Raw genomic sequence first — 21,243 nt, 5'->3', positions numbered from 1 at the left:
CCGGAGATGGACGGCACGGCACCGGCACCGGCACCCCGGGTGTGGCCGACGCTGAGGGCCCGCGACGCGCGGGCGCTGATCCGCTTCCTGACCGACGCCTTCGGCTTCGAGGCGACGACGGTGGTGGCCGACGGGGACTCCGTCCACCACGCGGAACTGGCCTGGCCCGAGGGCGGCGGGATCATGCTCGGCTCGGTGCGCGGCGGAGACGGCGATCCCTGGCCGCTGGAGCCCGGGAGCTTCGGCGCCTACGTGGTCACCGACGACCCCGACAAGCTCTTCGAACGCGCCCGCGGCGCCGGGGCGCAGGTGGTCAGGGCGCCGTACGACACCGACCACGGGTCCCGCGACTTCACCGTGCGCGACCCGGAGGGCAACCGCTGGCAGTTCGGCACCTACCGCGGCGCGCCGCGGGGGGAGGCGGCCCGGCCGGCGGTCCGGGAAGGCTGACGCCCGCCGCGGCCTCGTCCCCGTTCCTCCGGCGGACACCCCGGCGCCCCGGACACGGGGACCGGGAACCGAGGAGGACGGGGACCGGGCCACGGGTCCGGGGGAGAGGAGCCCCCGGGGCGGCGGCGCGGGGGCTCCACGGGGGAGTGCGCCGGGTCCCGCTTCCGACTCCGGATGCCGGGCGCGGAAGCGGGTACGCGTACGGTCCGCGTCCGCCCGCGCCGCGAGAGAGGGTGACGATGACCACCGTCGGCAATCCCGGCAGCACGACCCCCGAGTACGAGCGGTCCCCCAGCCGCTTCACCGACCGCATCACGGCCGACGGCAGGGACGGCTGGCCCGTCGAGGCGGGACGGTACCGGCTGGTGGTCAGCCGGGCCTGTCCCTGGGCGAGCCGCGCGGTGATCGTGCGGCGCCTGCTCGGCCTGGAGGACGCCCTCTCGCTCGCGATCGCCGACCCCCTGCAGGACGAGCGGAGCTGGCGCTTCACCCTGGACCCCGGCGGCAGGGACCCGGTGCTGGGCATCGCCTTCCTCGGCGAGGCCTACGCCGCCCGCGACCCCGGCTACGACGGCGGGATCAGCGTCCCGGCGGTCGTCGACGTCCCCAGCGGCAGGCTCGTCACCAACGACTACCCGCGGATCACCCTGGACCTGGCCACCGAGTGGACCGCCCTCCACCGCGACGGGGCCCCGGACCTGTACCCCGAGCCGCTGCGCGACGAGATCGACGAGGTGATGGAGGACGTCCACCGCAACCTCAACAACGGCGTCTACCTGGCCGGCTTCGCCAAGTCCCAGCGGGCCTACGAGCGGGCGTACCGGAACCTGTTCGCATGCTGGGACCGGCTCTCGGAGCGCCTGGCGACCCGCCGCTACCTGGTCGGGGACACCGTCACCGAGGCCGACGTGCGGCTGTTCACCACCCTGGTCCGCTTCGACGCGGTCTACCACGGCCACTTCAAGTGCAACCGCAACAAGCTCTCCGAGGACCCGGTGCTGTGGGCCTACGCCCGCGACCTCTTCCAGACGCCCGGCTTCGGCGACACCGTCGACTTCGACCACGTCAAGCGGCACTACTACCAGGTCCACACCGACATCAACCCGACGCAGATCGTGCCGCTCGGCCCGGACCTCTCCGCCTGGCTGACCCCGCACCACAGGGAGGAGCTGGGCGGACGGCCCTTCGGCGACGGCACGCCCCCCGGTCCGGTGCCCGCCGGCGAGGAGGTGCCGCCCGGGGGCCGGGCGGACGGACGGTGACCGCCCGCCCGCCGGAGTCCCCCCGCGCCCCGGGATGGCCCCGGCGGTCCGTGGAACCCGGGGAGACCCGAGCCCCCGACACGGAAAGCAGGTGACCGCCGTGCTCGCCGGACGACTCAACGTGAGGACCCGCGCCTTCTCGGTGGAGGAGGTCCCCACCCCGCGGCCCGGACCGGGCGAGGTGCTGGTCAAGGTCGAGGCCGCGGGCGTCTGCCTGTCGGACGCGCACCTGATCGACGGCACGCTCACCCCGCTCCACCTGCCCGGGGACACCGTCACCCTCGGCCACGAGGTGGCGGGCGTCGTCGCCGAGCCGGGCGCGGGCGTGACCCGCTGGCGGCCGGGGCAGCGCGTCCTCCTCCAGGCCGGGGAGGAGCGCGGGGGAGTGGTCTGGACGCGCGGTGTGGACTACGACGGCGGCTGGGCGGAGTACGCGGTGGCCGGCGAGTCCACGCTGGTGGAGCTGCCGGACGACCTGCCCTTCGAGCAGGCCGCGATCATCCCCGACGCCGTCTCCACCCCCTGGGCCGCCATCACCGCCACCGCCCGCGCCGAGCCCGCGCGCCCGGCCGGCGTCTGGGGCGCGGGCGGGCTGGGCGTGCACGCGGTCCAGCTGCTGCGCATCGTCGGCGCGGCGCCCGTCGTCGCGGTCGACCCCCTGCCCGATGCGCGGGAGCGGGCCCTGGCCCTCGGCGCGGACGTGGCCCTCTCCCCGGGCGATCCCGAGCTGCCCGCCCTGGTGCGGGCCGAGACCGGGGGCGCGGGACTGGCCGTCGCGTTCGACTTCGCGGGCGTCCCGGCCGCGCGGGAGCAGGCGGTGGCCTGTCTGGACCGGGGCGGCAAACTGGTGCTGGTGGGCCTCACCGACCAGCCGCTGACCATCGCCGACGGGACCGCCTTCAGCTACTTCCAGCAGCAGGTGCTCGGCCACTACGGCTCCGCCGACGAGCACGTCGGGCAACTCGTGGAGCTGGTGCGGCGGCACCGTCTGGAACTGTCCCGGTCGGTCGGCGGCGTGCTGCCGCTGGCCGAGGCCCAGGAGGCGGTGGACCGGCTGCTGCGCAAGGAGGGCAACCCGGTCCGGCTGATCCTCAGGCCGTGACGTCCCGGTCCGGCGGCGCCCCCGGACCGGGGAGGGGCGCGGGCCCGGCGTCCGCCCGGGCCGCCGCCGGGGGTTCGACGGTGTGGAAGCACTGGGCGCACACGTAGCCGCCCCGGGGCCCTTCCTGGACCGCCCAGCCGCACTGGGCGCAGTGCATCACGGCGACGTCGGGGGCGGGTATCCCGGAGGAGGTCATCCGCTCGCCCCGCAGTTGCCGCACGACCAGCGCCCGTCGGGTCCCTGGATCACCTGGGCGCCGCACGTGGTGCAGTTCACCGGCAGGTCTCCTTCCGCCGCCTCTCCCGCCACGTCCGCTCCCGGTGTCCGCCGCTCTCCGCCGCGCTGCCGCGGTCCGCCGCGGCCGGGCGCGGGCGGAGGGACGAGCGTTCTCGCCCGTACGGGCTTTCCCCTCCCCGGCTTCCGGTATGCCGTCCTCCGCGCGCCTCGCGGACCGGGCCGGCGGAGTATGGCGCCCGTCACGTCCGCCGGTGCCGTGCCGCCGCCGGTCGCTGACGGTCCGTGGGCGTGCGGCCGCCTCCCGACGGGCTGTGAGAAACGCCACCCGCCGGTGAAACCGCCCCGCCCGTACGGACGTTGACGGGGGTGGGGAGGGTCACGCGGCCGGGGACGCCCGGCGGCGGGGGCCTTCTGTGAGGATGGTGGATCGTCGGGCCCGCAGTGCCGCGGAACCGCCCGAACGCCGCTCCGCCCTCCGGCGGTCCGGCTGTTCACGTGCCCGCCGGGCCCTCGAACCCCCCCTTTCTCCATGCCTTCTTCTTTCTCGAGTCCCTCGTCGCGCGCCTCGGATCCTTCCGGGCCCGACGCTTCCTCCGCCCCCCGCTCCCTCCTCCGCCGTGCCGCGCTCCGGCGGCGGCCGAAGGACGCGGGCGGGGAGGACCGCGCACCGTGGCGCGCCCTGCGCTCCCCGAGCATGCGGTGGTGGTCGGCGGCCAATCTGGTCTCCAACGCCGGCACCTGGATGCAGCTCACGGTGCAGAACCTGCTGGTGCTCCAGGTCACGGGCTCCGCCGCGATGACCGGTCTGTCGGTGGCCGTCCAGGCCGCTCCCGGTCTGCTGCTCGGAGTCGCGGGCGGCGCCGTGGTCGACTCCTGGCCGCGCAAGGTCACCGCGGCGGTGAGCCAGGCCGTGCTGGGCGTCGTGGCCTTCGCCACGGCCGCCCTGGTGGCGTTCGGCATGCTGAACACGGGCGTGCTGATGGCGCTGGCCGCGGTCACGGGCCTGATCGCCACCGTGGACGGACCGGCGTGCGCGCTGCTGGGCAACGACCTGGTGGAGGACCGGGACGTGCCCTCCGCCATCGCCCTGGGATCCGTGGTGCACAGCGTCGGCCGGCTGGCCGGGGCCGCCCTCGCCGGCGGCGCGGTGGCCTGGTTCGGCACCGCCGCCGCGTACGTCGCCAACGGGCTGTCGTTCCTGGCGGTCGCCGCCGTCATCCCCTTCCTGAAGCCGGTCCGCCGTCCGCAGCGCGCCGCGAGGAGCCCGGAAGGGAGGACGCCGGCCGCGGCCGGCGGGTCCCGCCCCGCCCGGAAGCGGGCCCGCGGCGGCGCCCGCGAGGGCCTGGCCTTCTTCCTGCGCAGGCCCCGGCTGGTGGCCCTGGCCGGGATCACCGGGGTGAGCGCGGTCTTCGGACGGAACTACAGCCTGACCCTGGCGGTCCTGGTCACGGGCCCGCTGGCCGCCGGCGCGGGGGACTTCGGCACCGTCGCCACCGTCCTGGCCGTCGGCGGCACGGTCGGCGCGGTGCTCGCCGGGCGCCTGAGCAGGCCGTCGGTCCGCCTGGTGGCCGCCATGGCCGCCACCGGGGCGCTCCTCCAGGTCGCCGCCGGGCTCTCGCCGTCCCTGACCGTGCTGCTCCTGCTGGTGGCCCCGATGGCGGTGGTGGAGTCGGTGTCCGACACCGCCGGGACCACCGTGCTGCAGACCGACCCGCCCGCCCACCTGCGCGGCCGGGTGCTGGGGGTGTGGCGCAGCGCGAGCACCGGCTGGGGCCTGGCCGGGCCCCCGCTGCTGGGCCTGCTGATGGAGGTGGCCGGACCGCGCGGCGCCCTGGTCGCGGGCGGGCTGGCCGTCGCCGGCGCGATCGGCGCGGGCGCGCTGTGGCACGGCCGCCGTACCCTGTCCGCGACGGTGGTGCCCGCCCGGCGCGCGGCCGAGGCGGAGCCCCTGCCGGAGCTGGCCCCGGTGGCCTGAACGGGCCTGGTACTACCATCGAACCGGAATCCGCTCCTCCGATTGCGGGACCAAGGTGTCTGCTGATCTCTCTTCCGTCATAGCCGCCACCACCCGGTGGCTGGTCCGGGCCTATCCGACCGCCGGCGGCGTCTTCAGCGCGTCCCTGGCCGAGGCGCAGGCCCGGCAGGCGGTCACCGTGGCCGCCTGGCTGCGCTACCCCACGTCGATGGACGCCGCCCTGGTGGCGGTGGCCGGGCCGGGCGGTGCACGGCGGCTGGACCGGATCACCGGTGCGGCGCCCCCGGAGCCCGCCGGGGAGGCCCCGGAGCACCCGGACTCCCCGGACGGCGCCGCCGGGCTGCCCTGGATCCCCGCGCCCCGCGAGCCCGGCGACGCGGACGGCGCCTGGCGCACCTGGGTGGACGAGATCCTGGCGAGCTGGGCGGCCTGCCTGCTGACCTCGCCCGAGCTGGCGGACGCCGCGGTGGCCGCGGTCGCGCACAGCGAGCACGCGCGGGGGACGCAGATCGAGTTCCGCCGGCTGACCCGGCCCGACGCGCTCGACCGGCAGGCGGCGCCCCTGCTGCGGCACCCGGACCTGATGGCGCCGATCGCGGACCTGCACCGCGGCGAGTTCCTGGCGCGCCTGGGCTCCGCCCGGGGGCCGGAGACCGAGTCCGTCCCGTCGGACTGACCGCTTCCGCGGGGCCCGGGCGGAGGCCGCCGCGGGGCCGCCGCGTGCGGGCGTCCCCGGACGCGGCGGCGGGGCCTCAGCCCAGGACGGTGAAGGCCCGCGTGGTGCCGGAGAAGGAGCGGACGCCGCCCACCAGGGGCTTGGCGTCGCCGTGGTAGCGGATGCGGTAGCTGCCGGGCTCGGTCCCGTCGGGAACGTCCCAGGTGACCGTCACCTTCGAGGCGGCGATCCCGTCGCGCTGCCACCGGAAGGTCGTCGACCAGTCCCCGTCGTCGGCGACCGTGCGCCAGGCGCCGCCCTCGGCCCGCTCCACCCGCAGGTAGGTGCTGCCCCGGTGCAGGTCGTTGCCCGGGTGGGCGCCGGCGAACACGGCGGTCACCCGCTCGCCCGCCCGGTAGCTCTCCCGCGGCTGGGTCAGGACGTCGCCGAAGGAGCGCCCGAGCTGCGGGGCGTCCAGCACGACGGGGGGCTGGAGGGCGAGGGCCCGCCCGGAGAGGTCGGGCGGCGGCGTCCCGGCCGGCAGGTCCCGCCCGTCGCGCATGGCCCGCGCCAGGCGCGCCGCGGTCTGCTGGAGCGCGGGGAGCTGCCAGCGGCCGAAGAGGGTGCTGCCGCCCTCGTAGTGCTGGGCGTCGTACTCCTCGGGCGTGGTGACGTAGTGGAAGTAGGAGTTGGCGTAGCCCGCAACCAGGACGTCGTCCAGGTCGGCGCCCACGATCCCGGCGACGGTGCGGCGCAGGCGCAGGCCCGCCGCGATGGTGACCTCGCCCGGAACGCCGATCAGGTGCAGCCGTCCGATCCGCACGAGCTGGACGGGGACGGTCTCCTGAACCCAGGGGTAGAGCCGGTTCATCTCCCCGATGGGCACGGCGATCGCCTTGGGGGCGTGGGCGTCGCGCAGTTCGGGCGAGACGGTGTAGATCACCGAGTGGGAGATCGCGTCCCACAGCGGGTTCTCGCCCTCGGTGAAGCCGGGGAAGGCCGGGCCGTCCTCCAGGCTGCCCGCCGCCATGGCCGCGCCGACGGCCGGCGCGGCGGTGCGGTGGACGCGTCCGTCGCCGGTGAACTCCGGCTCCACGGTGACGTCGGAGAGGTCCACGTACACCAGCCGGGAGTCCACGCCCCCGGTCAGCCGGGTGCCGGGGCGCTCCAGCTGGCGCGCGGCGGCCTCGTACTGGCGCAGGCCGAGCCGCCGGGTGTTCTCGAAGTCCTCCGGGGTGGTGGGCGGCTTCAGGTCGAGGTTGGGGGACATGTCGCCGGCGTTGGTCTGCGCGAAGGCGCAGATCACCTCGGGCGCGGTGTCCGCCAGGTAGTCCGCGCCGGCGACCTCGCGCTCCCAGTGGTAGGCGGCGTAGCCCTTGTTGTCGGCGCTGACGAGGCGGTTGTCGCCGGACATGCTGGTGCAGTGGGTGGCGAACCAGTTGACGGCTCCCGCCAGCCGCCCCCGCCGCTCGACGCGCAGCAGCGTGGTGAGGGGATCGACGGCGTCGGGGAAGTGCTCCCTGATGTCGGCGGGGTTGCGGTCGAAGGCGGCGCGGGAGCGGTTGACGCTCGCCCCGCGCAGCTCGCCGCGGGAGAGGGACAGCTCGGACGGGGCCAGGTCGGCGTGGGCCCGCGTCACCGCCTCCACGATGCCGCGGACGACGGCGTCGAAGGTCTTGGCGTGGAAGCCGAGCGTGGTGAGGTTGTACAGCAGGTGGTGGGAGTAGCCGCCCGGCCCGGCGTGGGTGTGGGTGGCGGTGATCATCGTGTTCCGGGCGGTGTAGAGGCCGCCGTACCGGTCGGCGAGGGCGCGCAGCACCGCCTGGTGCACGCTGGAGAAGATCATGGGGGAGTCGACCACGACCAGGGCCACCCGCTCGCCCGCGCCGCCGTCCGGGGCCTGCTCGGCGACGACGAAGGCGCGGGCCCGCAGCCGGGTGTGGAGCCCCTCGGCCTGCTGGTCGGTGCGGCCGTAGCCCATCAGGCCGACCTCGGCCACCTCGCCGGTGGCGTCCGCGATGCCGCGGCCCACCAGGTAGGAGCCCGCTCCCCGGGCGTCCGCGGACGACCGCGCGGGCGCGCGGGAGGCGGCGGACGCGGGGGAGAGGGGGAGCCCGGCCATCCCGATCCCGGCCGCCGCGGCCCCGGCGCGCAGCACGCCGCGGCGGCTGCGGCCCGGCGGCCGGGCCGGCCCTCCGGAGGGTTGGCCGGACGGTGTCTGCCGCTGGGCTCGGGGATCGCTCACCTGGGCTCCTCAGGGTGCTTCTCGTGCCGCCTGTGGGGTTACCGCCGGTTCACCGGTGGGCGATGTGAGCATGACATCCCTGAGGGGCGCGGGCAATCCGCCGGGACGGGATTCGCCGGGACCGCGCGGCGCGGCCCCGCGGCGGCCCGCACCCGCACCGGGCCGCCGCCTCACCACACGTCGCCGTCGCGCCAGTCGCAGACCAGGACGCGGGTCGGGTCCAGGCGGGCCGTCACCGGCAGGACGAAGACACCGCCGTCGTCCCCCTCGGTGCGCACCACGCCCGTGGGCGTGAGCACCGCGGTGGGGCCCTGCCAGCGCTGCCAGCCGCGCGCCGCGTAGAAGTCCAGCGCGTCCTCGGAGGAGCTCAGCGCCCCCAGCTCGTACGCGCCGCGGACCACCCGCTCCAGCGCCTCCAGCATGGCCCGGCCGTGCCCGAGCCCCCGCCGGTCGGAGCGGACCCCGACCCCCTCGACGTAACCCGCCCGCAGCGCCCGGCCGCCGTGCAGCAGCCGCCGCTGCACCAGCGAGGCGTGCCCGACCAGCTCGGAGTCCTCCCACACCAGGACGTGCACGCCGCCCAGGGCGTGCTCCCAGTCCTGCTCGTCGAAGTCTCCCCCGAAGGCCTCGTCGAGGAGTTTCCGGACCGCCTCGCGGGCGGCGGTGTCCAGATCGGCCGTGTGGAGGGTCTGGACGGTTCGTTTGTTACCGGTGATCCCGGCGTTGTCACTGGTGCTGGTGGTGCGGACCTCGGTCATGCGCGCCATCCTGGCAGCACGCGCCCCCGTCCGTCACCGTCCCGGCGGCGGACGGGGGACCGGCGGGGGCCGGCGGAGGCGCCTTAGCGGCGTCCGCGCAGCCTGGTCAGGGCGCGCTTGGCCTCGGCGCGCTTGCGGGGGTCGGAGGCGGCCCGCTTGGCCTGCTGGGTCAGCCGGCGCCCCTGCGGAGTGCGGGCGAACGCGGCGATCTTGCTCAGGATGCCCGGCATGGTTCCTCCAGGTGGTCGCGTGTGCCCGGCGGGACGGGCGCACGAACGGCGATGTCGTCCTGACTGCCTCCTACCCCCGCGGGTGCGGGTGATGTCAGCCCCCCGGCCGGCCGGAAGCGGCGGCCGGGGGCCCGGGCACGCGGGACCCCGGGCGTGTGCGGACCGTCAGGCCTCTGTTCCCGGCCGTGGCGGCCCGCTCTAGGATGAGGCGGCAGTCGACGACAGCCGCGCGCGGGGAGGGAGTTGCGGTGAAGCGTCCCACGATGGTGGACATCGCCCGCCGTGCGGGAGTGACCAAGAGCGCGGTGTCCTTCGCGCTCAACGGCCGGCCGGGGGTGTCGGAGGCGACCCGGGCCAGGGTGCTGGCCATCGCGGACGAACTGGGCTGGCAGCCCAACAGCGCCGCCCGGGCCCTGTCGGACGGCAGGGCCGGAGCCTTCGGCCTGGTGGTGGACCGCCCGGCCCGCTCCCTGGGCGCCGAGCCGTTCTTCATGCAGCTCGTCTCGGGCATCCAGGACGAACTCTCCGGGGACGGCGTCTCCCTGCTGTTCACCGTCGTCTCCGGAGCCGGGGTGGAGACGGCCGCCTACCGGGCCTGGTGGGCGCAGCGCAAGGTCGACGGCGTCTTCCTCGTCGACCTGCGGGTCGACGACCCCAGGGTGCGCGCCCTGGAGGAGATGCGCATGCCCGCCGTGGTGATCGGCTCGCCCGCCGACTCCGGAAGCCTGCCCGCGGTGTGGAGCGACGAGGCGGCGGGGGTGCGCGCCGCCGTGGCCCACCTGGCGGACCTCGGACACCGCTCGATCGCGCACGTCACCGGCCCCGCCGGTCTGCGGCACTCCGTCATCCGCGCCGAGGCCTTCACCGCGGCCGTCGCCGAACGGGGCGTCACCGGATGGAACGTGGAGGCCGACTACAGCGGCGAGCAGGGCTTCGCCGTCACGCGCGCCCTGCTGGAGGGCGCCGAGCGGCCCACCGCGATCCTGTACGACAACGACGTGATGGCCGTCTCGGGGCTGAGCGCCGCCCAGAGCCTCGGCGTCCGGGTGCCGGAGGACGTCTCCCTGGTGGCGTGGGACGACTCCCCGCTGTGCGAACTCGTCCGCCCCGCCCTGACCGCGCTGCGCCGCGACATCGCCGCCTACGGGGCCCTGGCGGCCCGCCAGTTGCGCGACGCGGCGGGCGGACGGGCCGTCCGGCACCGCCAGGCCCCCGACCCCACCCTTATTGTCCGCGGCAGCACCGCCGCCCCCGCCCGGGACGGCGCGGCTCGCTGAGCCCCGCGCCGGGAACGGCCCGGGCGGAGCGCCCGCGCCGGGGCCGGCCTCAGCCGACGAGCCGCTTGCGCCAGTCCAGCGGAGCGACCCGGACGGCATGACCGGGATCGCCGTTCCACTCCACCGGCAGACCGGCCGCCACGAGGGCCGCCGCGACCTCCCGGCCGATCGCCGCCGTCGTCTCCGGGGAGTCGTCGAAACCGCCGTACTGGAGGCTCAGCCCGTATCCGGCCGCGGCCGAATCCGTGTCCTGGGAGTGGAAGAAGACGAAACCGCGGGAGCCCGGTGACGCCTCCCCGCCGATCTCGGCGTGGCCGCAGGTGGAGCAGCAGGTGAAGTTCTCCCGTGCCGTGATGCCGGCCTCCTCCAGCGCCTCGAAGGCCCGGGTGAGCCGCTCCGGGTCCGTCTCGCCCTCCCAGCCGGCCTGCTCCCCGACGCGCTCCAGCCACATCCGGTCGACCAGCGCCCGCGCCTGTTCCGGGGAGACCGGCCGGGGACCGTTCCCGGAGGCCAGGTGATCCTGTGCGGACTCGGCCAGCTCGGCCCGGGTGGCGTAGCCGCCGACGAGCATTTCGCGGAGGTGCTCCTCGAGTTCCTCGCGGTCCTCGTCGGAGAGCCGGAGCGGGGGCACGTCCGGCGCCGGGCCCAGGTCCAGCGGCGTCCAGTCCGGCCCGACGTCCCAGCCCTCCTCCCGGCGCGCCCATCCGGTCATGGCCGCGATCACCGGCTCCGGGCCGTCGAGCGTCGCCCAAAAGTGCCGGTCGGGCCCGCCGTCGCGGTGCTCCAGCCGGTATCCGCCCCCCGTCTCGTGCCACACCTGGGCGAAGACCTCGGGAAGGTCGGGGATCCGCTGCACCACCAGGAAGTTGTCGCCCCGGCCGCCGATCCGCCGGAACAGCCCCGCGAACTCCTCCGCCGTGGGCCGGACATACCGCCGCCCGCTCTCCGTCCGCACCGTGATCTCCAGCATGCCGCCCACTCTGGCACAGGCCGCCGACAACGCGGCGCGGCGGCCCTTCCCCGGCGCCCGCCCGACACCGTATGCCGGTCAACCCCCTTGGCCAGCAAGGGAGTTGGAGAACCGACCCGGCTGCTGCCATGCTGGGCGCCATGGCTCGGGGGAGTACTGGGGAGGACCCGGACCGCGGTCTGGTGCGGCGCCGGCGGTGGATCGGCGCGGCCGTCACCTGCGCGGCGGCCGCGCTCGCGGTGGTGCACGTGGTCCTGCCGGACCTGAAGATCGACAACACCACGGTCGTCCTGCTGGCGATCGCCGTACTGCCGTGGCTGGGCGACCTGTTCGACAGCATCGAGCTGCCCGGCGGGGCGAAGCTCCAGTACAAGCGGCTCGAAGAGCGCATCGGCGCGGCGGAGGAACGCGCGACGCGCCTGGACCAGGAGGTGGACGGGGCCGCGGCGACCGCCCGTGTGGCCCTCGCCGCGGCCGGCGTCCCCGACCGGGGCGCGGCCGGGGAGGTGGAGGATCCCCGGGCGGAGGAGGAACTCGGGCGCCTCGTCGCCGAGTACGTGCGGGTGCGCGCGTCGATGCCCAGCGGTCCCGCGCGCACCGCGCGCCAGGAGCACGTCTTCGCCGAGATGCTGAAGTCGGCGCCGCGGGTGCGGGACCTCGACGTCGACGCCCTGCTGGGATCCGAGGACGCGGGCGAGCGCCTGGCCGCCATCGCCCGCCTCTACGCCGTCCCGGACCCGGCGAAACTGGGCCGGCTGGTGGACGCGCTCATCCGCGAGGAGTTGCCGTTCCTCTCCTACTGGGGCGTCAACGTCGTCGAGCGGCTGGTGAGCGGGATGGGCCCGGCCGAGGTCCCCATCGGGATCGTGCAGCGCATGCGTGCCCATCTCGGGGAGATCCCCGCCGACTCCGGCCGGGCCGCCGCCTTCCGGAACATCCTGGCGAAGTTCGAGCCGCCCGGCACCGGCGTCATCGGGGGGATCCCGCGGTGGTGACCACGGGCGCCGCCGGAGCCGGGCCGGTCACGGGGGCGCCCGGCCGGCGGCGGGTCAGGGGAAGGGGACGCGCGGGGTTGGGGCGGCTGCTAGAATAGAACCGCTTGCCTTCGGCGCCTCAATGTACGCGGCCGGAGGCTTTTTTCATGCCTTCTCACACATCCGCGCACGGCGCGTCCGCCTCCATCGGCTACCGTTCACTCCTCCGCGACCGCGAGTTCGTCGGCCTCTATGCGAGCTTCACGCTGACGGTCGCCGCGAGCACCCTGTCGGGCTTCGCGCTCGGCACCCTGGTCGAACAGCAGACCCGGTCCCCGTTCCTGACGGCCGTCAGCATGTACGGCGCCACGTTCGCGACGGTGCTGGGCGCGCTGACGCTGATGTCCGTCGCGGACGGGCGCCGCCCCCGCCGGACGATCGTCGCGCTCCAGTGCGTCTCGCTGGCGGGCGTCGCCGCGCAGGCCGTCCCCGGGCTGCCCCTGGCCGCCCGGTTCGGTCTGCTGCTGGTGCTGGGATTCTTCCAGTCCCTGGCGACCGGGACGCGGCTGGGGCTGCTCGCCGAGACCGTCCCGGCCGCCGCGTACGCCCCGGCGCGTTCGCTGATGAACGTCACCTCGGGCGGCGTGGCGGTCCTCGGGTACGCGCTCGGCGCCGTGCTGCTGCGGCACCTGACCCCGCAGGAGGTCTTCGCCGTCGCCGCGGCCCTGACCGGACTCGGACTGGCCGTGGTGGCGGCGACCGTCCGGGAGCACTCGATCCGCCTCACCCGCCGCCCCGGGCTGCGGCAGACCTGGGCGACGAACGCCATGCTCTTCTCCCACCCCGGCCGGCGGGCGCTGCTGCTGAACCTGTGGGTGCCCAACGGCCTGATCGTCGGCTGCGAGGCGCTGTTCATCTCCTACGCCCCGCAGCACGCCGGCGCCCTGCTGGCCGCCGGGGCGGCGGGCATGCTCCTGGGGGACCTGGTCGTGGGGCGGCTGCTCACCGCCGACCGGCGACGCCGCTGGGCGTTCGCCCTGCGGCTGCTGCTCGCCGTCCCGTACCTGCTGTTCGCGCTCCATCCGCCCGCGCCGGTCGCGGTGGCCGCGGTGTTCGTCGCCGGCGCCGGGTTCGCCGCCACCCTGCCGTTGCAGGAGCAGCTCCTGGCGCTGACCCCCGACCCGGTCCGCGGCCAGGTCCAGGGCACCGAGTCCGCCGGCCGGATGACGTGGCAGGGCATCGGCGCCGTGATCGCCGGAGGGACCGCCCAGTACCTCGGCCCCGGCACCGCGATGACCGTCCTCGCCGCGGTCTCCGTCGCCGTCACGGTCGCCTCCCGGCCGTCCGTGGCCCGTGCCCGGACCGCCCCCGCCGACGGCGCCCCCGCCTGAGCCGGGCGGCTCCGCTCCCGCCCGCCTTCCCGGTGCGGCCCGGCCATCCGGCGGCCCCCGGCGGCCCCGGCGGCTTCCGGGACGCGCCGGTTCAGCAGGCGGCGGGCAGGACGTCCCCGGTCCCGGCGCGGCAGTCGCGGCAGAGGCCGGGGACGGCCGCGCGGAAGGCGCGTTCGTAGCCGTCGCAGGTCTGGAAGGGGAGGACGGCCGGTCCGGCGGGCGGCGGAGCCGGGGCGGGCACGGGGAGGGGCGGTTCGGCGAGGCGGAAGGCGAGGATCGCGGACGGGCGGGCGCGGAGGCGGTCGGGGAGCCCGGTGGTGAGCGCCTCGGTGATCCGGGCGGGGGCGACACCCGCGGCGAGCCACCGTGTGACGGCCGGGGCGAGCCGGGCGGCCTCCGTTCCGGTCAGGACCAGCCGGGGGTCGACCGCGCGGAGCGAGGCGAGGAGCGCGACGGCCCGCGGATCGGCCCCGGCCTGCGGAGGGAAAGCCGGGACCGCGTCCGGAGCCGGTGCGTCCGAAGCAGGCGCGGCAGGGGCGGGCGCGGCAGGGACCGGTGCGGCGGGGACCGGTGCGGCGGGGACCGGTGCGGCGGGGGCCGGGGACGGCGCGGGGAGGGGCGCGGGCGCCGGGACTGCCCCCGGTTCGGGACGCCGGGCACGGCGAGCCGGCCGTACGGGGGCCGGGGCGTCCCCGTGCGGGACGTCGTGGAAGTACGTGCGCGTCCGGACCCGTCCCATCGGCCCGCGCTCACGCCGCCGCTCCAGACAGCCCGCGGCCTCCAGTTCGCGCAGGGCGCGGGAGATGAGGATCTCGCCCTCGGAGAAGTGCTCGCACAGGGCGGCGATGCTCACGGGCGCGCCGTCCGGGAGGGAGGCGATGTAGGCCGCGACGCCGACGGTGACCGCGCTTCCGGGCCGCTGGAGGAGGACGTTGGCGAGGACGGTGAAGTCGGTGGTGAGGCGGGTGCGGACGTGGATCACGCCGGAGGACGGAGCCTCGGCACGGGCGCGCGAGGGCGCGCTAAACTGCGGGTCAGCCATCGGGAAGCCTTCTTCTTCCTGATCGGTGAGGCCCTCGGAGCGGGATGGCCGTCCCGGCCGGGGGCCGCATTCTTTTCGCTGTCGCGGCGAACGTAACCGCCCGCATTCCGAACCTGCAAGCCCGTCACCCGGACGGGTGACGAGGGGAGGGGGCGGGTGGGAGGGAGGTTCTTTCCCCGGGTCCTTTGGGGGAGTTCGTGGCCCGCCGGGACCCCGCGGACGGGGCCCCGGCGGGACGGGACGGCGGGCGCCGGCCGTCTCCCGGCCGGCTCAGGGCCGGTGACGGACCCTCAGCTCGCCGATGAAGGATGCCCAGGAGGCCGCCGGGAAGGCCAGCACCGGGCCGTCGGGGGCCTTGCTGTCACGGACGGGAACGAGGCCGGGGAGGCCGTCGGCCACCTCGACGCAGTTGCCACCCGCCTGATTGCTGTAACTGCTTGTGCGCCAGACGGCGCCGCTCGGATCGGGACGGAACACTCGCTCCACGGTTGCCCTCCAGCACGGATCGAATCATGTCGAGCGACATGAGCGGGGGCAGGGCTGCCGCCCGCAGCCGATCGTAGATATCTGCGTAACGTTTGACCTCGTTCGGTTCCTCTATGAGCTGGCCGTAGTCCGCCCCCTCCGTGTAGGCGACCTCGGCGCCGTCCGGAAGGCACAGCACCGTCAGGGAGCCGCCCATCGCGCCGTGCCCGCCCTCGTCGAACGGCAGCACCTGCACGGTGATGCTGGGTTCGGCGGCCGCCTCCAGCAGCCGCTCCAACTGACCCCGCATGACCGCCCATCCGCCGACCGGGCGCCGCAGCACCGCCTCGTCCAGGACGGCCCACAGCGCGGGACGGCCGGGCGACCGCAGCCGCTCCTGCCGCCCCAGGCGCGCGGCGACCCGCTCCTCGAGCTGCTCCTCGCCGCTGAGCATGACGTCGAGGCTCAGGACGGCCCGCGCGTAGTCCTCGGTCTGCAGCAGGCCCGGCACCACGTGCGCCGCGTACTCGCGGATGGACACCGCCCGCTCCGAGTGGGCGATGAACGCCCGCGACCAGTCCGGGAACGCCTCGCGGTAGACGTACGGCCACAGATCCACCAGCAGGTCGTCCGCGCCGAGGGCGTCGTCGAGAGCGCGCGCCAGTTCGAGCGTCGGTCTGGCGCCGGAGGCCCGCTCGATCTGGGTGATCCGGCTGCCGACCACGTACGCCTTCTCGCCCAGTTCCGCCTGGGTCAGCCCGGCGGCGATCCGGAGCCTGCGGACCCGTGAACCGAACAGCGCCGCCATCGAGGCGCGGGGATCGATCTCCTTGGCCAAGGCGTCACTTCCTTACGGATCGGGAGGTAAGGCGGCAACCCCTTCCGAGAGTAGGCGCACGGACCCATCATCGAGTACGGAACGTGATGATTCACATACGTTGCGGATCACGCGGAGAAGCGGGGGACGAGCCGTGCCGACGACGACCACGCCGGACGACGATCCGAAACCGGGGGAGGGGGACGCGGCCGGAACCGGACCGCTCGTGTACACCCGGCAGTTCACCTCGTCGCCCAGGGGCGCGCGGCTCGCCCGGAGACTGACCGCGCGGTGCCTGGAGGAGTGGGGGTGGCCGCCCGCGTCGGACACCTCGCGCACCGTCTCCCTGCTGGCCGGCGAACTCGCCGCCAACGCCGTGCGGCACGCCCGGGTGCCCGGGCGCGACTTCCTCCTCCGTCTCGAAGCGCGGGAGCACCTGGTCCGCGTCGAGGTCTCGGACGCCTCCCCGGTCCACCCGCCCCCCGTCCCGCCCCGGTCGTCCGCCGACGACGAGTCGGGGCGCGGCCTGTTCCTGGTGGACACCCTCGCCGCCCGCTGGGGGACGGCTCCCCGCGACCCCGTCGGCAAGACGGTCTGGGCGGAGGTGGAGGCGTAGGGCACGGGTGCCCGCCAACCGCCCCGCCCGCTCCGGGAGTTACGCCGTGACGATCCGTCTTCCGCACGCGGTGCCCGTCCGGCAGACTCGTGCGCGCACACCAAGCGTGGGCGAGACGGTTCCCACGCACGGCGCGACACCGTGTCGCGCCCCGACGAGGAGGAGTTCGATTGCGTACGAAGCGCCTGCTTCTCGGCCTGGCGGCTGCCGCCGCATCGCTGGCGACGGCCGTCGCCACCACCGGATCGGCGCAGGCGGCCGTCCCCGCGGACCACGCGCCGGCCGCCCGGATCCTGAAGGCCCCGCCGGCGCCGGCGGGCGCTGAGACCGTGTCGGCCCTGGGAGCGGCCGCGACCTCCCCCGGAATCTCGCCGTACGCCAGGTCCATCCACGTACCGGCCAACAGCGACTTCCCCTGCGGCAGCGGAAACCTCTGCACCATGGTCTGGGACCCCACGAAGAGCATGTGGGAGGTCTTCTACCTCTACGACTGCAACCGGTACTACCTGTCCGACTGGCTCGGCACAGGTAAGTACTTCAACAACCAGACCGGCAACCCGACCTCGTACTTCTACGACGGCGGCGGCAACGTCATCAATTCCTTCCGGCCTCCCGCCAGCGGGTCGCAGAACTGGGACCCCGTCTGGTCCATCCGCAACTGCTGAACGCACGCCGCGCGGCAGGCCCCGGACGCCGTCCGGAGCCTGCCGCGCGGCCCGCTTCCCGGCGGCCCGCCGGCGCGGAGCGCGGGACGTGCCGGGAGCCGCCCGGCTCAGGAGGCGTAGAGCCGCTCGATCTCCGCCCCGTACATCTCCGCGATCGCCGCCCGCCGCAGCTTCAGCGACGGCGTGACCAGACCGCCCTCCGCGCCGAACTCCGCCGGCAGGATCCGGAACGCCCGGATGGACTCGGCCCGCGACACCGCGTTGTTCGCCAGGGTCACCGCCTTCTGGACCTCCGCGCGCAGGTCCTCGTCGAGGGACGCCCTCCGGGGATCGGCCGGCTCCTTGCCGCGCAGCCGGTACCAGTGCGCCAGCGCCTCCGGATCCAGGGTGACCAGCGCCGCGATGTACGGGCGGTCGTCGCCGACCACCAGGCACTGCGACACCAGGGGATGCGACCGGACGCGCTCCTCCAGCACCTGCGGGGCGACGCTCTTGCCGCCGCTGGTGACGATGATGTCCTTCTTGCGCCCGGTGATGACCAGATAGCGCTCGTCGTCCAGGAAGCCCACGTCGCCGGTGGCGAACCAGCCGTCGCGCAGCACCGCCGCGGTCGCCCCGGGATCGTCGAGGTACCCGGCGAAGACGACGTCGCCGCGCACCCATATCTCCCCGTCCCGGGCGATGCGGATCGCGTGCCCGGGCATCGGCCGGCCCACGGTGCCGTACCGGACGCGGCCCAGCGGCTGGGCGGTCACCGCGGCGGTGGTCTCGGTGAGGCCGTAGCCGTCGTAGACCGTGATCCCGGCGCCCGCGAAGGCCAGACCGAGCTCGCGCCCGAGCGCCGACCCGCCCGACACGGCGTACCGCACGCGCCCGCCCAGCACCGCCCGCAGCTTCCGGTACACCAGGCGGTCGAAGAGGGCGTGGGAGGCCCTCAGCTTCGCACCGGGCCCGGGCCCCTCGTCCAGGTTCCGCTGCTCCACGGCCTCGGCGTGGCGCACCGCGACGTCCATCGCGCGGTCGAAGAGGTCGGCCTTGCCGGCCTCCGCGGCGACCTGGCGCGCCCTGCGGAAGATCTTCTCGAAGACGTACGGCACCGCGAAGAGGAAGGTCGGGCGGAAGGACGCCAGGGCGGGCAGCAGCGCGGCGGGCGCGATGTCGGGCTGGTGCCCGAGCAGCACCGCGTGGCGGACGCAGTACACCTGCACCATCAGGCCGTAGACGTGCGACAGCGGCAGGAAGGCCAGGATCGACGGCTGCTCGCCCGGCCCGGCGAGGAGCCCGGACCACCCGGCGTGGAGGATGTCGCACTCGGCCGCGAGGTTGCCGTGGGTGATGACGCAGCCCTTGGGCCGGCCGGTGGTGCCGGAGGTGTAGCAGACCGCGGCGACCGACCGCGGCGTCACCGCGCGGCGGTGACGGTCCACCAGCTCGTCGGGGACGCCGCGCCCCTGCTCGGCCAGCCGCCGCACGCAGCCGGCGTCGAGCTGCCAGATGCGGCGCAGCGACGGCACCGCGTCGCACACCGCGCCCACCGTCATGGCGTGGTCCTCGTGCTCGACCACGACCGCCACCACCCGGGCGCCGGAGAGGATCCGGTGCACCTGCTCGGCGGAGGAGGTGGGGTAGACGGGCACGACCTGCGCGCCGACGGACCACAGGGCGTAGGAGAACAGCGTCCACTCGTAACGCGTCCGGGCCATCACGGCGACCCGGTCGCCGAAGTGGACGCCGTCCGCCAGCAGGCCCCTGGCGAGGGCCAGCACCTCGTCCCGGAAGGCCGCCGCGGAGACCGTCACCCACTCGTCGCCGCCCGGGCCGCCGCGCCGGGCGAGCTGCGCGAACCCCGGATCGCGCTCGGCCCTGTCGTGGACCGAGTCCGCGAGACCTCCGGTCCGCATCGGCTCCACCACGGGAGGAAGACTCACATCGCGCACGGCACCCCCATCGACGCACTCCGCCGTGCCGCGTCCGAGCGGCAGGAAGGCGAAAGATACCGGCCGGTATCCCCGTTGCCCAGGGGATGACCGGAATCGTTCCCCTTGTGCGACGTGCGTGGCGGCCCGCGGCGGCGCGGGCCGTGCCTCACGCCCCCGCGGTGCCGTCGAGGCGCTCCCGGAGCAGGTCGGCGTGGCCGTTGTGGCGCGCGTACTCCTCGATCATGTGGACCAGGATCCAGCGCAGCGACACCTCCCGGTGGCCGGCGTGCCCGGCCTCCCGCTCCGAGAGGCGGCCGGTGTCGTCCAGCGAGGAGGCGGCGGCCACCAGTTCGCGGCTCCGCGCGACCTCCGCGCGCCAGGCGGCCAGCGCATCGTCGAGCCCGCGGCCCGGGACGAGGGTGAACCCGTCCCCCTCGCCCTCCTCGTGGACCGGCGGCACGTCGAGACCGGCGAACACCCGCTGGAACCAGTTGCGTTCGATCTCCGCCAGGTGCTGGACCAGGCCCAGCAGCGTCATCGGCGACGGCGGCACCGAGGCCCGGCGCACCTGCTCGTCGTCCAGGCCCGAGCACTTCAGCGCGAGCGTCGCGCGGTGGAAGTCCAGCCAGCCCTCCAGCATGGCGCGTTCACCGGCGTGCGGGGGAGGGACGGGGCGCCCGTCGGGTGTCGTCTGCATACGCGCCACTCTCGCACGGAACGCTCAGCGGCACCGGACGGGGGCCGTGCGGGCACGGGTGTGTACTCCGCCGTGCCCGCCGGGGGGAACGCGTTCCGTCGTACGCGCGCCATAGTCCACACGCTTCATCGGGCTGGTCACGGCCAACATCCACCTGGGCGTCGGCGCCACCCTGTGGTCCGGGGTCCTGGCGGCGGCCGAGCGCAACGACGTCAACCTGGTGTGCTTCCCCGGAGGGCCGCTGCGGCCCGCCGGGGCGCCGCGCGCCGCGCTGTACGACCTGGTCGGCCCCGGACGGCTGGACGGCGTCATCTGCTGGACCTCCACCCTCGGCCTGCCCGCCCCGGGCGACGAACGGGCCGCGCGGCTGGTGGAGAGGCTGGGGGAACTGCCGGTCGTCAGCCTCAACCGGGCCCTGGAGGACCACGAGACGCTGCGGCTCGACAGCTACGCGGGCATGCGGGCGGCCGTCGGCCACCTGGTGGGGGAGCACGGCCGCCGCCGGCTCGCCTGCGTGCGGGGGCCGCTGGCCAACCCGGTACCCCGCGACCGCCACCGCGCCTACGCCGACGCCCTGGCCCGGCACCGCGTCCCCCGGGACCGGTCGCTGGTCGTCGCCGCGACGGACTTCGGCGGCAGGGCCGGCGCCGCGGCGATGCGGGTCCTGGTCGACGTCCGCGGGATGCTGCCCGGCCGGGACTTCGACGCGGTCGTCGCCTGCAGCGACGTCCTGGCCGCCGACGTCCTGCGGTTCCTCACCGGGCGCGGGGTGCGGGTGCCCGAGGACGTGGCGGTCGTCGGCTTCAACGACTCGCCGGAGGCGCCGCCGCCCTGGCGCTGCTGGCGGAGGACGCCCCCTGCCTGCTCGTCGTCTCCCGCGACCTCCCCGACACGGACGGCTTCGACGTCGCCGAGGGGGCGCGCGGCGGCACGGGCCGCCCCGACCCGCCCGTCCTGATGGTCGGCGACCGGGGCTTCACCGACGACGACGTCCGCCGCGCGGAGCCGCACCCGGGCATGCTCTTCCTCGGCCGGGACGTCCTCACCGACGCGGAGACCGCTGCCCTGCTGGCCGCCACGGTCCGGCGCGCCGAACCGTCGGCCTCCCGCGGCCGCGCCCCGGTCCGCCGGGCCCTGGCCTACCTGGACCAGCACTACCGCCACCGCATCTCGCGCCGGCAGGTCGCTCGTGCCGCCGGCCTCGGCGAGGACCACCTCAGCAGGCTCTTCCACCGCGAACTGGGCCTGTCCCTGTGGGAGTACCTGACCCGGCTGCGCGTCCAGCGGGCCAAGGAGCGGCTGCGGCACAGCGGCGACAGCGTCCAGGCCGTCGCCCGCGCGGTCGGCTTCCACGACCGCGCGTACTTCAGCCGCGTCTTCCGCAAGGTCACCGGCATCGCGCCGCACGCCTACCGGGAGGTCTCGTAGGGGCCGCCCCGCCGGGCCGGGCGGGGCCCGCGCAGGCCGGCACACCGCTGCGCATGTCCGGTTTGTTC

General features: G+C 75.6%; 22 protein-coding genes. 12 read left to right on the top strand and 10 right to left on the bottom strand.

Annotation, left to right across the window (positions count from 1 at the left end; translation table 11 throughout):
* Positions 1–6: 6 nt before the first annotated feature.
* The 3 genes from ABD358_RS16820 to ABD358_RS16810 all read left to right on the top strand — a co-directional run bounded on the left by ABD358_RS16820 (position 7) and on the right by ABD358_RS16810 (position 2,814).
* Positions 7–450 carry a VOC family protein gene (locus tag ABD358_RS16820; protein WP_344631850.1) on the top strand — a complete coding sequence of 148 codons (444 nt, stop codon included), beginning with the start codon at positions 7–9 and terminating at the stop codon, positions 448–450.
* 239 nt (positions 451–689) lie between these two features.
* Positions 690–1,712, top strand: a complete 1,023-nt coding sequence (locus ABD358_RS16815; RefSeq protein WP_344631849.1) for a glutathione S-transferase family protein — start codon at positions 690–692, stop codon at positions 1,710–1,712.
* Between the two features lie 91 nt (positions 1,713–1,803).
* A complete protein-coding gene (locus ABD358_RS16810; RefSeq protein ID WP_344631848.1) occupies positions 1,804–2,814 on the top strand; it encodes a zinc-binding dehydrogenase in 1,011 nt (336 codons plus the stop codon).
* Here ABD358_RS16810 and ABD358_RS16805 read toward each other — a convergent pair.
* A complete protein-coding gene (locus ABD358_RS16805; protein WP_344631847.1) occupies positions 2,804–3,076 on the bottom strand; it encodes a hypothetical protein in 273 nt (90 codons plus the stop codon). The two genes, ABD358_RS16810 and ABD358_RS16805, sit on opposite strands and share 11 nt — an antisense overlap.
* A gap of 669 nt (positions 3,077–3,745) precedes the next feature.
* Between ABD358_RS16805 and ABD358_RS16800 the strand changes: the two genes are divergently transcribed.
* Together ABD358_RS16800 and ABD358_RS16795 are read left to right on the top strand one after the other, a co-directional pair.
* Positions 3,746–5,026: an MFS transporter gene (locus ABD358_RS16800; protein WP_344631846.1), complete on the top strand. Its 1,281-nt coding sequence runs from the start codon at positions 3,746–3,748 to the stop codon at positions 5,024–5,026.
* Positions 5,027–5,081: 55 nt separating this feature from the next.
* Positions 5,082–5,702: a hypothetical protein gene (locus ABD358_RS16795; protein WP_344631845.1), complete on the top strand. Its 621-nt coding sequence runs from the start codon at positions 5,082–5,084 to the stop codon at positions 5,700–5,702.
* A gap of 76 nt (positions 5,703–5,778) precedes the next feature.
* On the opposite strand, the gene ABD358_RS16790 is transcribed toward ABD358_RS16795, so the two are convergent.
* The 3 genes from ABD358_RS16790 to ABD358_RS16780 form a co-directional block, all read right to left on the bottom strand.
* Positions 5,779–7,803 (bottom strand): neutral/alkaline non-lysosomal ceramidase N-terminal domain-containing protein, encoded by a 2,025-nt coding sequence (locus ABD358_RS16790; RefSeq protein ID WP_425576357.1) that lies wholly within the window; start codon positions 7,801–7,803, stop codon positions 5,779–5,781.
* Positions 7,804–8,096: 293 nt separating this feature from the next.
* A complete protein-coding gene (locus tag ABD358_RS16785) occupies positions 8,097–8,684 on the bottom strand; it encodes a GNAT family N-acetyltransferase (RefSeq protein WP_344631843.1) in 588 nt (195 codons plus the stop codon).
* Between the two features lie 83 nt (positions 8,685–8,767).
* On the bottom strand, positions 8,768–8,914 hold the full coding sequence (locus ABD358_RS16780) for a hypothetical protein (RefSeq protein ID WP_344631842.1): 147 nt from the start codon (positions 8,912–8,914) through the stop codon (positions 8,768–8,770).
* Between the two features lie 248 nt (positions 8,915–9,162).
* Here ABD358_RS16780 and ABD358_RS16775 point away from each other — a divergent pair, with 248 nt between their 5' ends.
* Entirely contained in the window at positions 9,163–10,191 is a 1,029-nt protein-coding gene (locus tag ABD358_RS16775; RefSeq protein WP_344631841.1) for a LacI family DNA-binding transcriptional regulator, read from the top strand.
* Between the two features lie 49 nt (positions 10,192–10,240).
* On the opposite strand, the gene ABD358_RS16770 is transcribed toward ABD358_RS16775, so the two are convergent.
* Entirely contained in the window at positions 10,241–11,161 is a 921-nt protein-coding gene (locus ABD358_RS16770) for a DUF6891 domain-containing protein (protein ID WP_344631840.1), read from the bottom strand.
* 140 nt (positions 11,162–11,301) lie between these two features.
* On the opposite strand from ABD358_RS16770, the gene ABD358_RS16765 reads away from it, so the two are divergent.
* Together ABD358_RS16765 and ABD358_RS16760 are read left to right on the top strand one after the other, a co-directional pair.
* Entirely contained in the window at positions 11,302–12,156 is an 855-nt protein-coding gene (locus ABD358_RS16765) for a hypothetical protein (RefSeq protein WP_344631839.1), read from the top strand.
* Positions 12,157–12,302: 146 nt separating this feature from the next.
* Positions 12,303–13,526 carry an MFS transporter gene (locus ABD358_RS16760; RefSeq protein WP_344631838.1) on the top strand — a complete coding sequence of 408 codons (1,224 nt, stop codon included), beginning with the start codon at positions 12,303–12,305 and terminating at the stop codon, positions 13,524–13,526.
* Positions 13,527–13,617: 91 nt separating this feature from the next.
* On the opposite strand, the gene ABD358_RS16755 is transcribed toward ABD358_RS16760, so the two are convergent.
* From ABD358_RS16755 to ABD358_RS16745, 3 genes are all read right to left on the bottom strand, one after another.
* Entirely contained in the window at positions 13,618–14,568 is a 951-nt protein-coding gene (locus tag ABD358_RS16755; protein ID WP_344631837.1) for a hypothetical protein, read from the bottom strand.
* Between the two features lie 270 nt (positions 14,569–14,838).
* On the bottom strand, positions 14,839–14,967 hold the full coding sequence (locus ABD358_RS16750; RefSeq protein ID WP_344631836.1) for a DUF397 domain-containing protein: 129 nt from the start codon (positions 14,965–14,967) through the stop codon (positions 14,839–14,841).
* Complete coding sequence (locus ABD358_RS16745) at positions 14,930–15,841, bottom strand: helix-turn-helix domain-containing protein (protein ID WP_344631941.1); 912 nt, start codon at positions 15,839–15,841, stop codon at positions 14,930–14,932. Before ABD358_RS16745 ends, ABD358_RS16750 begins: the two co-directional genes overlap by 38 nt.
* A 163-nt stretch (positions 15,842–16,004) precedes the next feature.
* On the opposite strand from ABD358_RS16745, the gene ABD358_RS16740 reads away from it, so the two are divergent.
* Both ABD358_RS16740 and ABD358_RS16735 read left to right on the top strand, forming a co-directional pair.
* Positions 16,005–16,466, top strand: a complete 462-nt coding sequence (locus ABD358_RS16740) for an ATP-binding protein (RefSeq protein WP_425576353.1) — start codon at positions 16,005–16,007, stop codon at positions 16,464–16,466.
* Between the two features lie 170 nt (positions 16,467–16,636).
* Positions 16,637–17,131 (top strand): hypothetical protein, encoded by a 495-nt coding sequence (locus tag ABD358_RS16735; protein ID WP_344631835.1) that lies wholly within the window; start codon positions 16,637–16,639, stop codon positions 17,129–17,131.
* Between the two features lie 107 nt (positions 17,132–17,238).
* Here ABD358_RS16735 and ABD358_RS16730 read toward each other — a convergent pair whose 3' ends face one another.
* Positions 17,239–19,068, bottom strand: a complete 1,830-nt coding sequence (locus ABD358_RS16730) for an AMP-dependent synthetase/ligase (protein ID WP_344631834.1) — start codon at positions 19,066–19,068, stop codon at positions 17,239–17,241.
* 148 nt (positions 19,069–19,216) lie between these two features.
* Positions 19,217–19,747, bottom strand: coding sequence for a DinB family protein (locus ABD358_RS16725; RefSeq protein WP_344631833.1), 531 nt, complete (start codon positions 19,745–19,747; stop codon positions 19,217–19,219).
* 127 nt (positions 19,748–19,874) lie between these two features.
* On the opposite strand from ABD358_RS16725, the gene ABD358_RS16720 reads away from it, so the two are divergent.
* A complete protein-coding gene (locus ABD358_RS16720; protein WP_344631939.1) occupies positions 19,875–20,705 on the top strand; it encodes a LacI family DNA-binding transcriptional regulator in 831 nt (276 codons plus the stop codon).
* Positions 20,705–21,175: a helix-turn-helix domain-containing protein gene (locus ABD358_RS16715; protein ID WP_344631832.1), complete on the top strand. Its 471-nt coding sequence runs from the start codon at positions 20,705–20,707 to the stop codon at positions 21,173–21,175. The genes ABD358_RS16720 and ABD358_RS16715 overlap by 1 nt, the downstream gene beginning before the upstream one ends.
* Positions 21,176–21,243 lie beyond the last annotated feature (68 nt).

The sequence above is a fragment of the Streptomyces glaucosporus genome (assembly GCF_039533345.1).
Taxonomy (GTDB): Bacteria; Actinomycetota; Actinomycetes; order Streptomycetales; family Streptomycetaceae; genus Streptomyces; species Streptomyces glaucosporus.
Note: the sequence above shows the minus strand (reverse complement) of the source record. Positions and strands in the feature narration are given on the sequence as shown.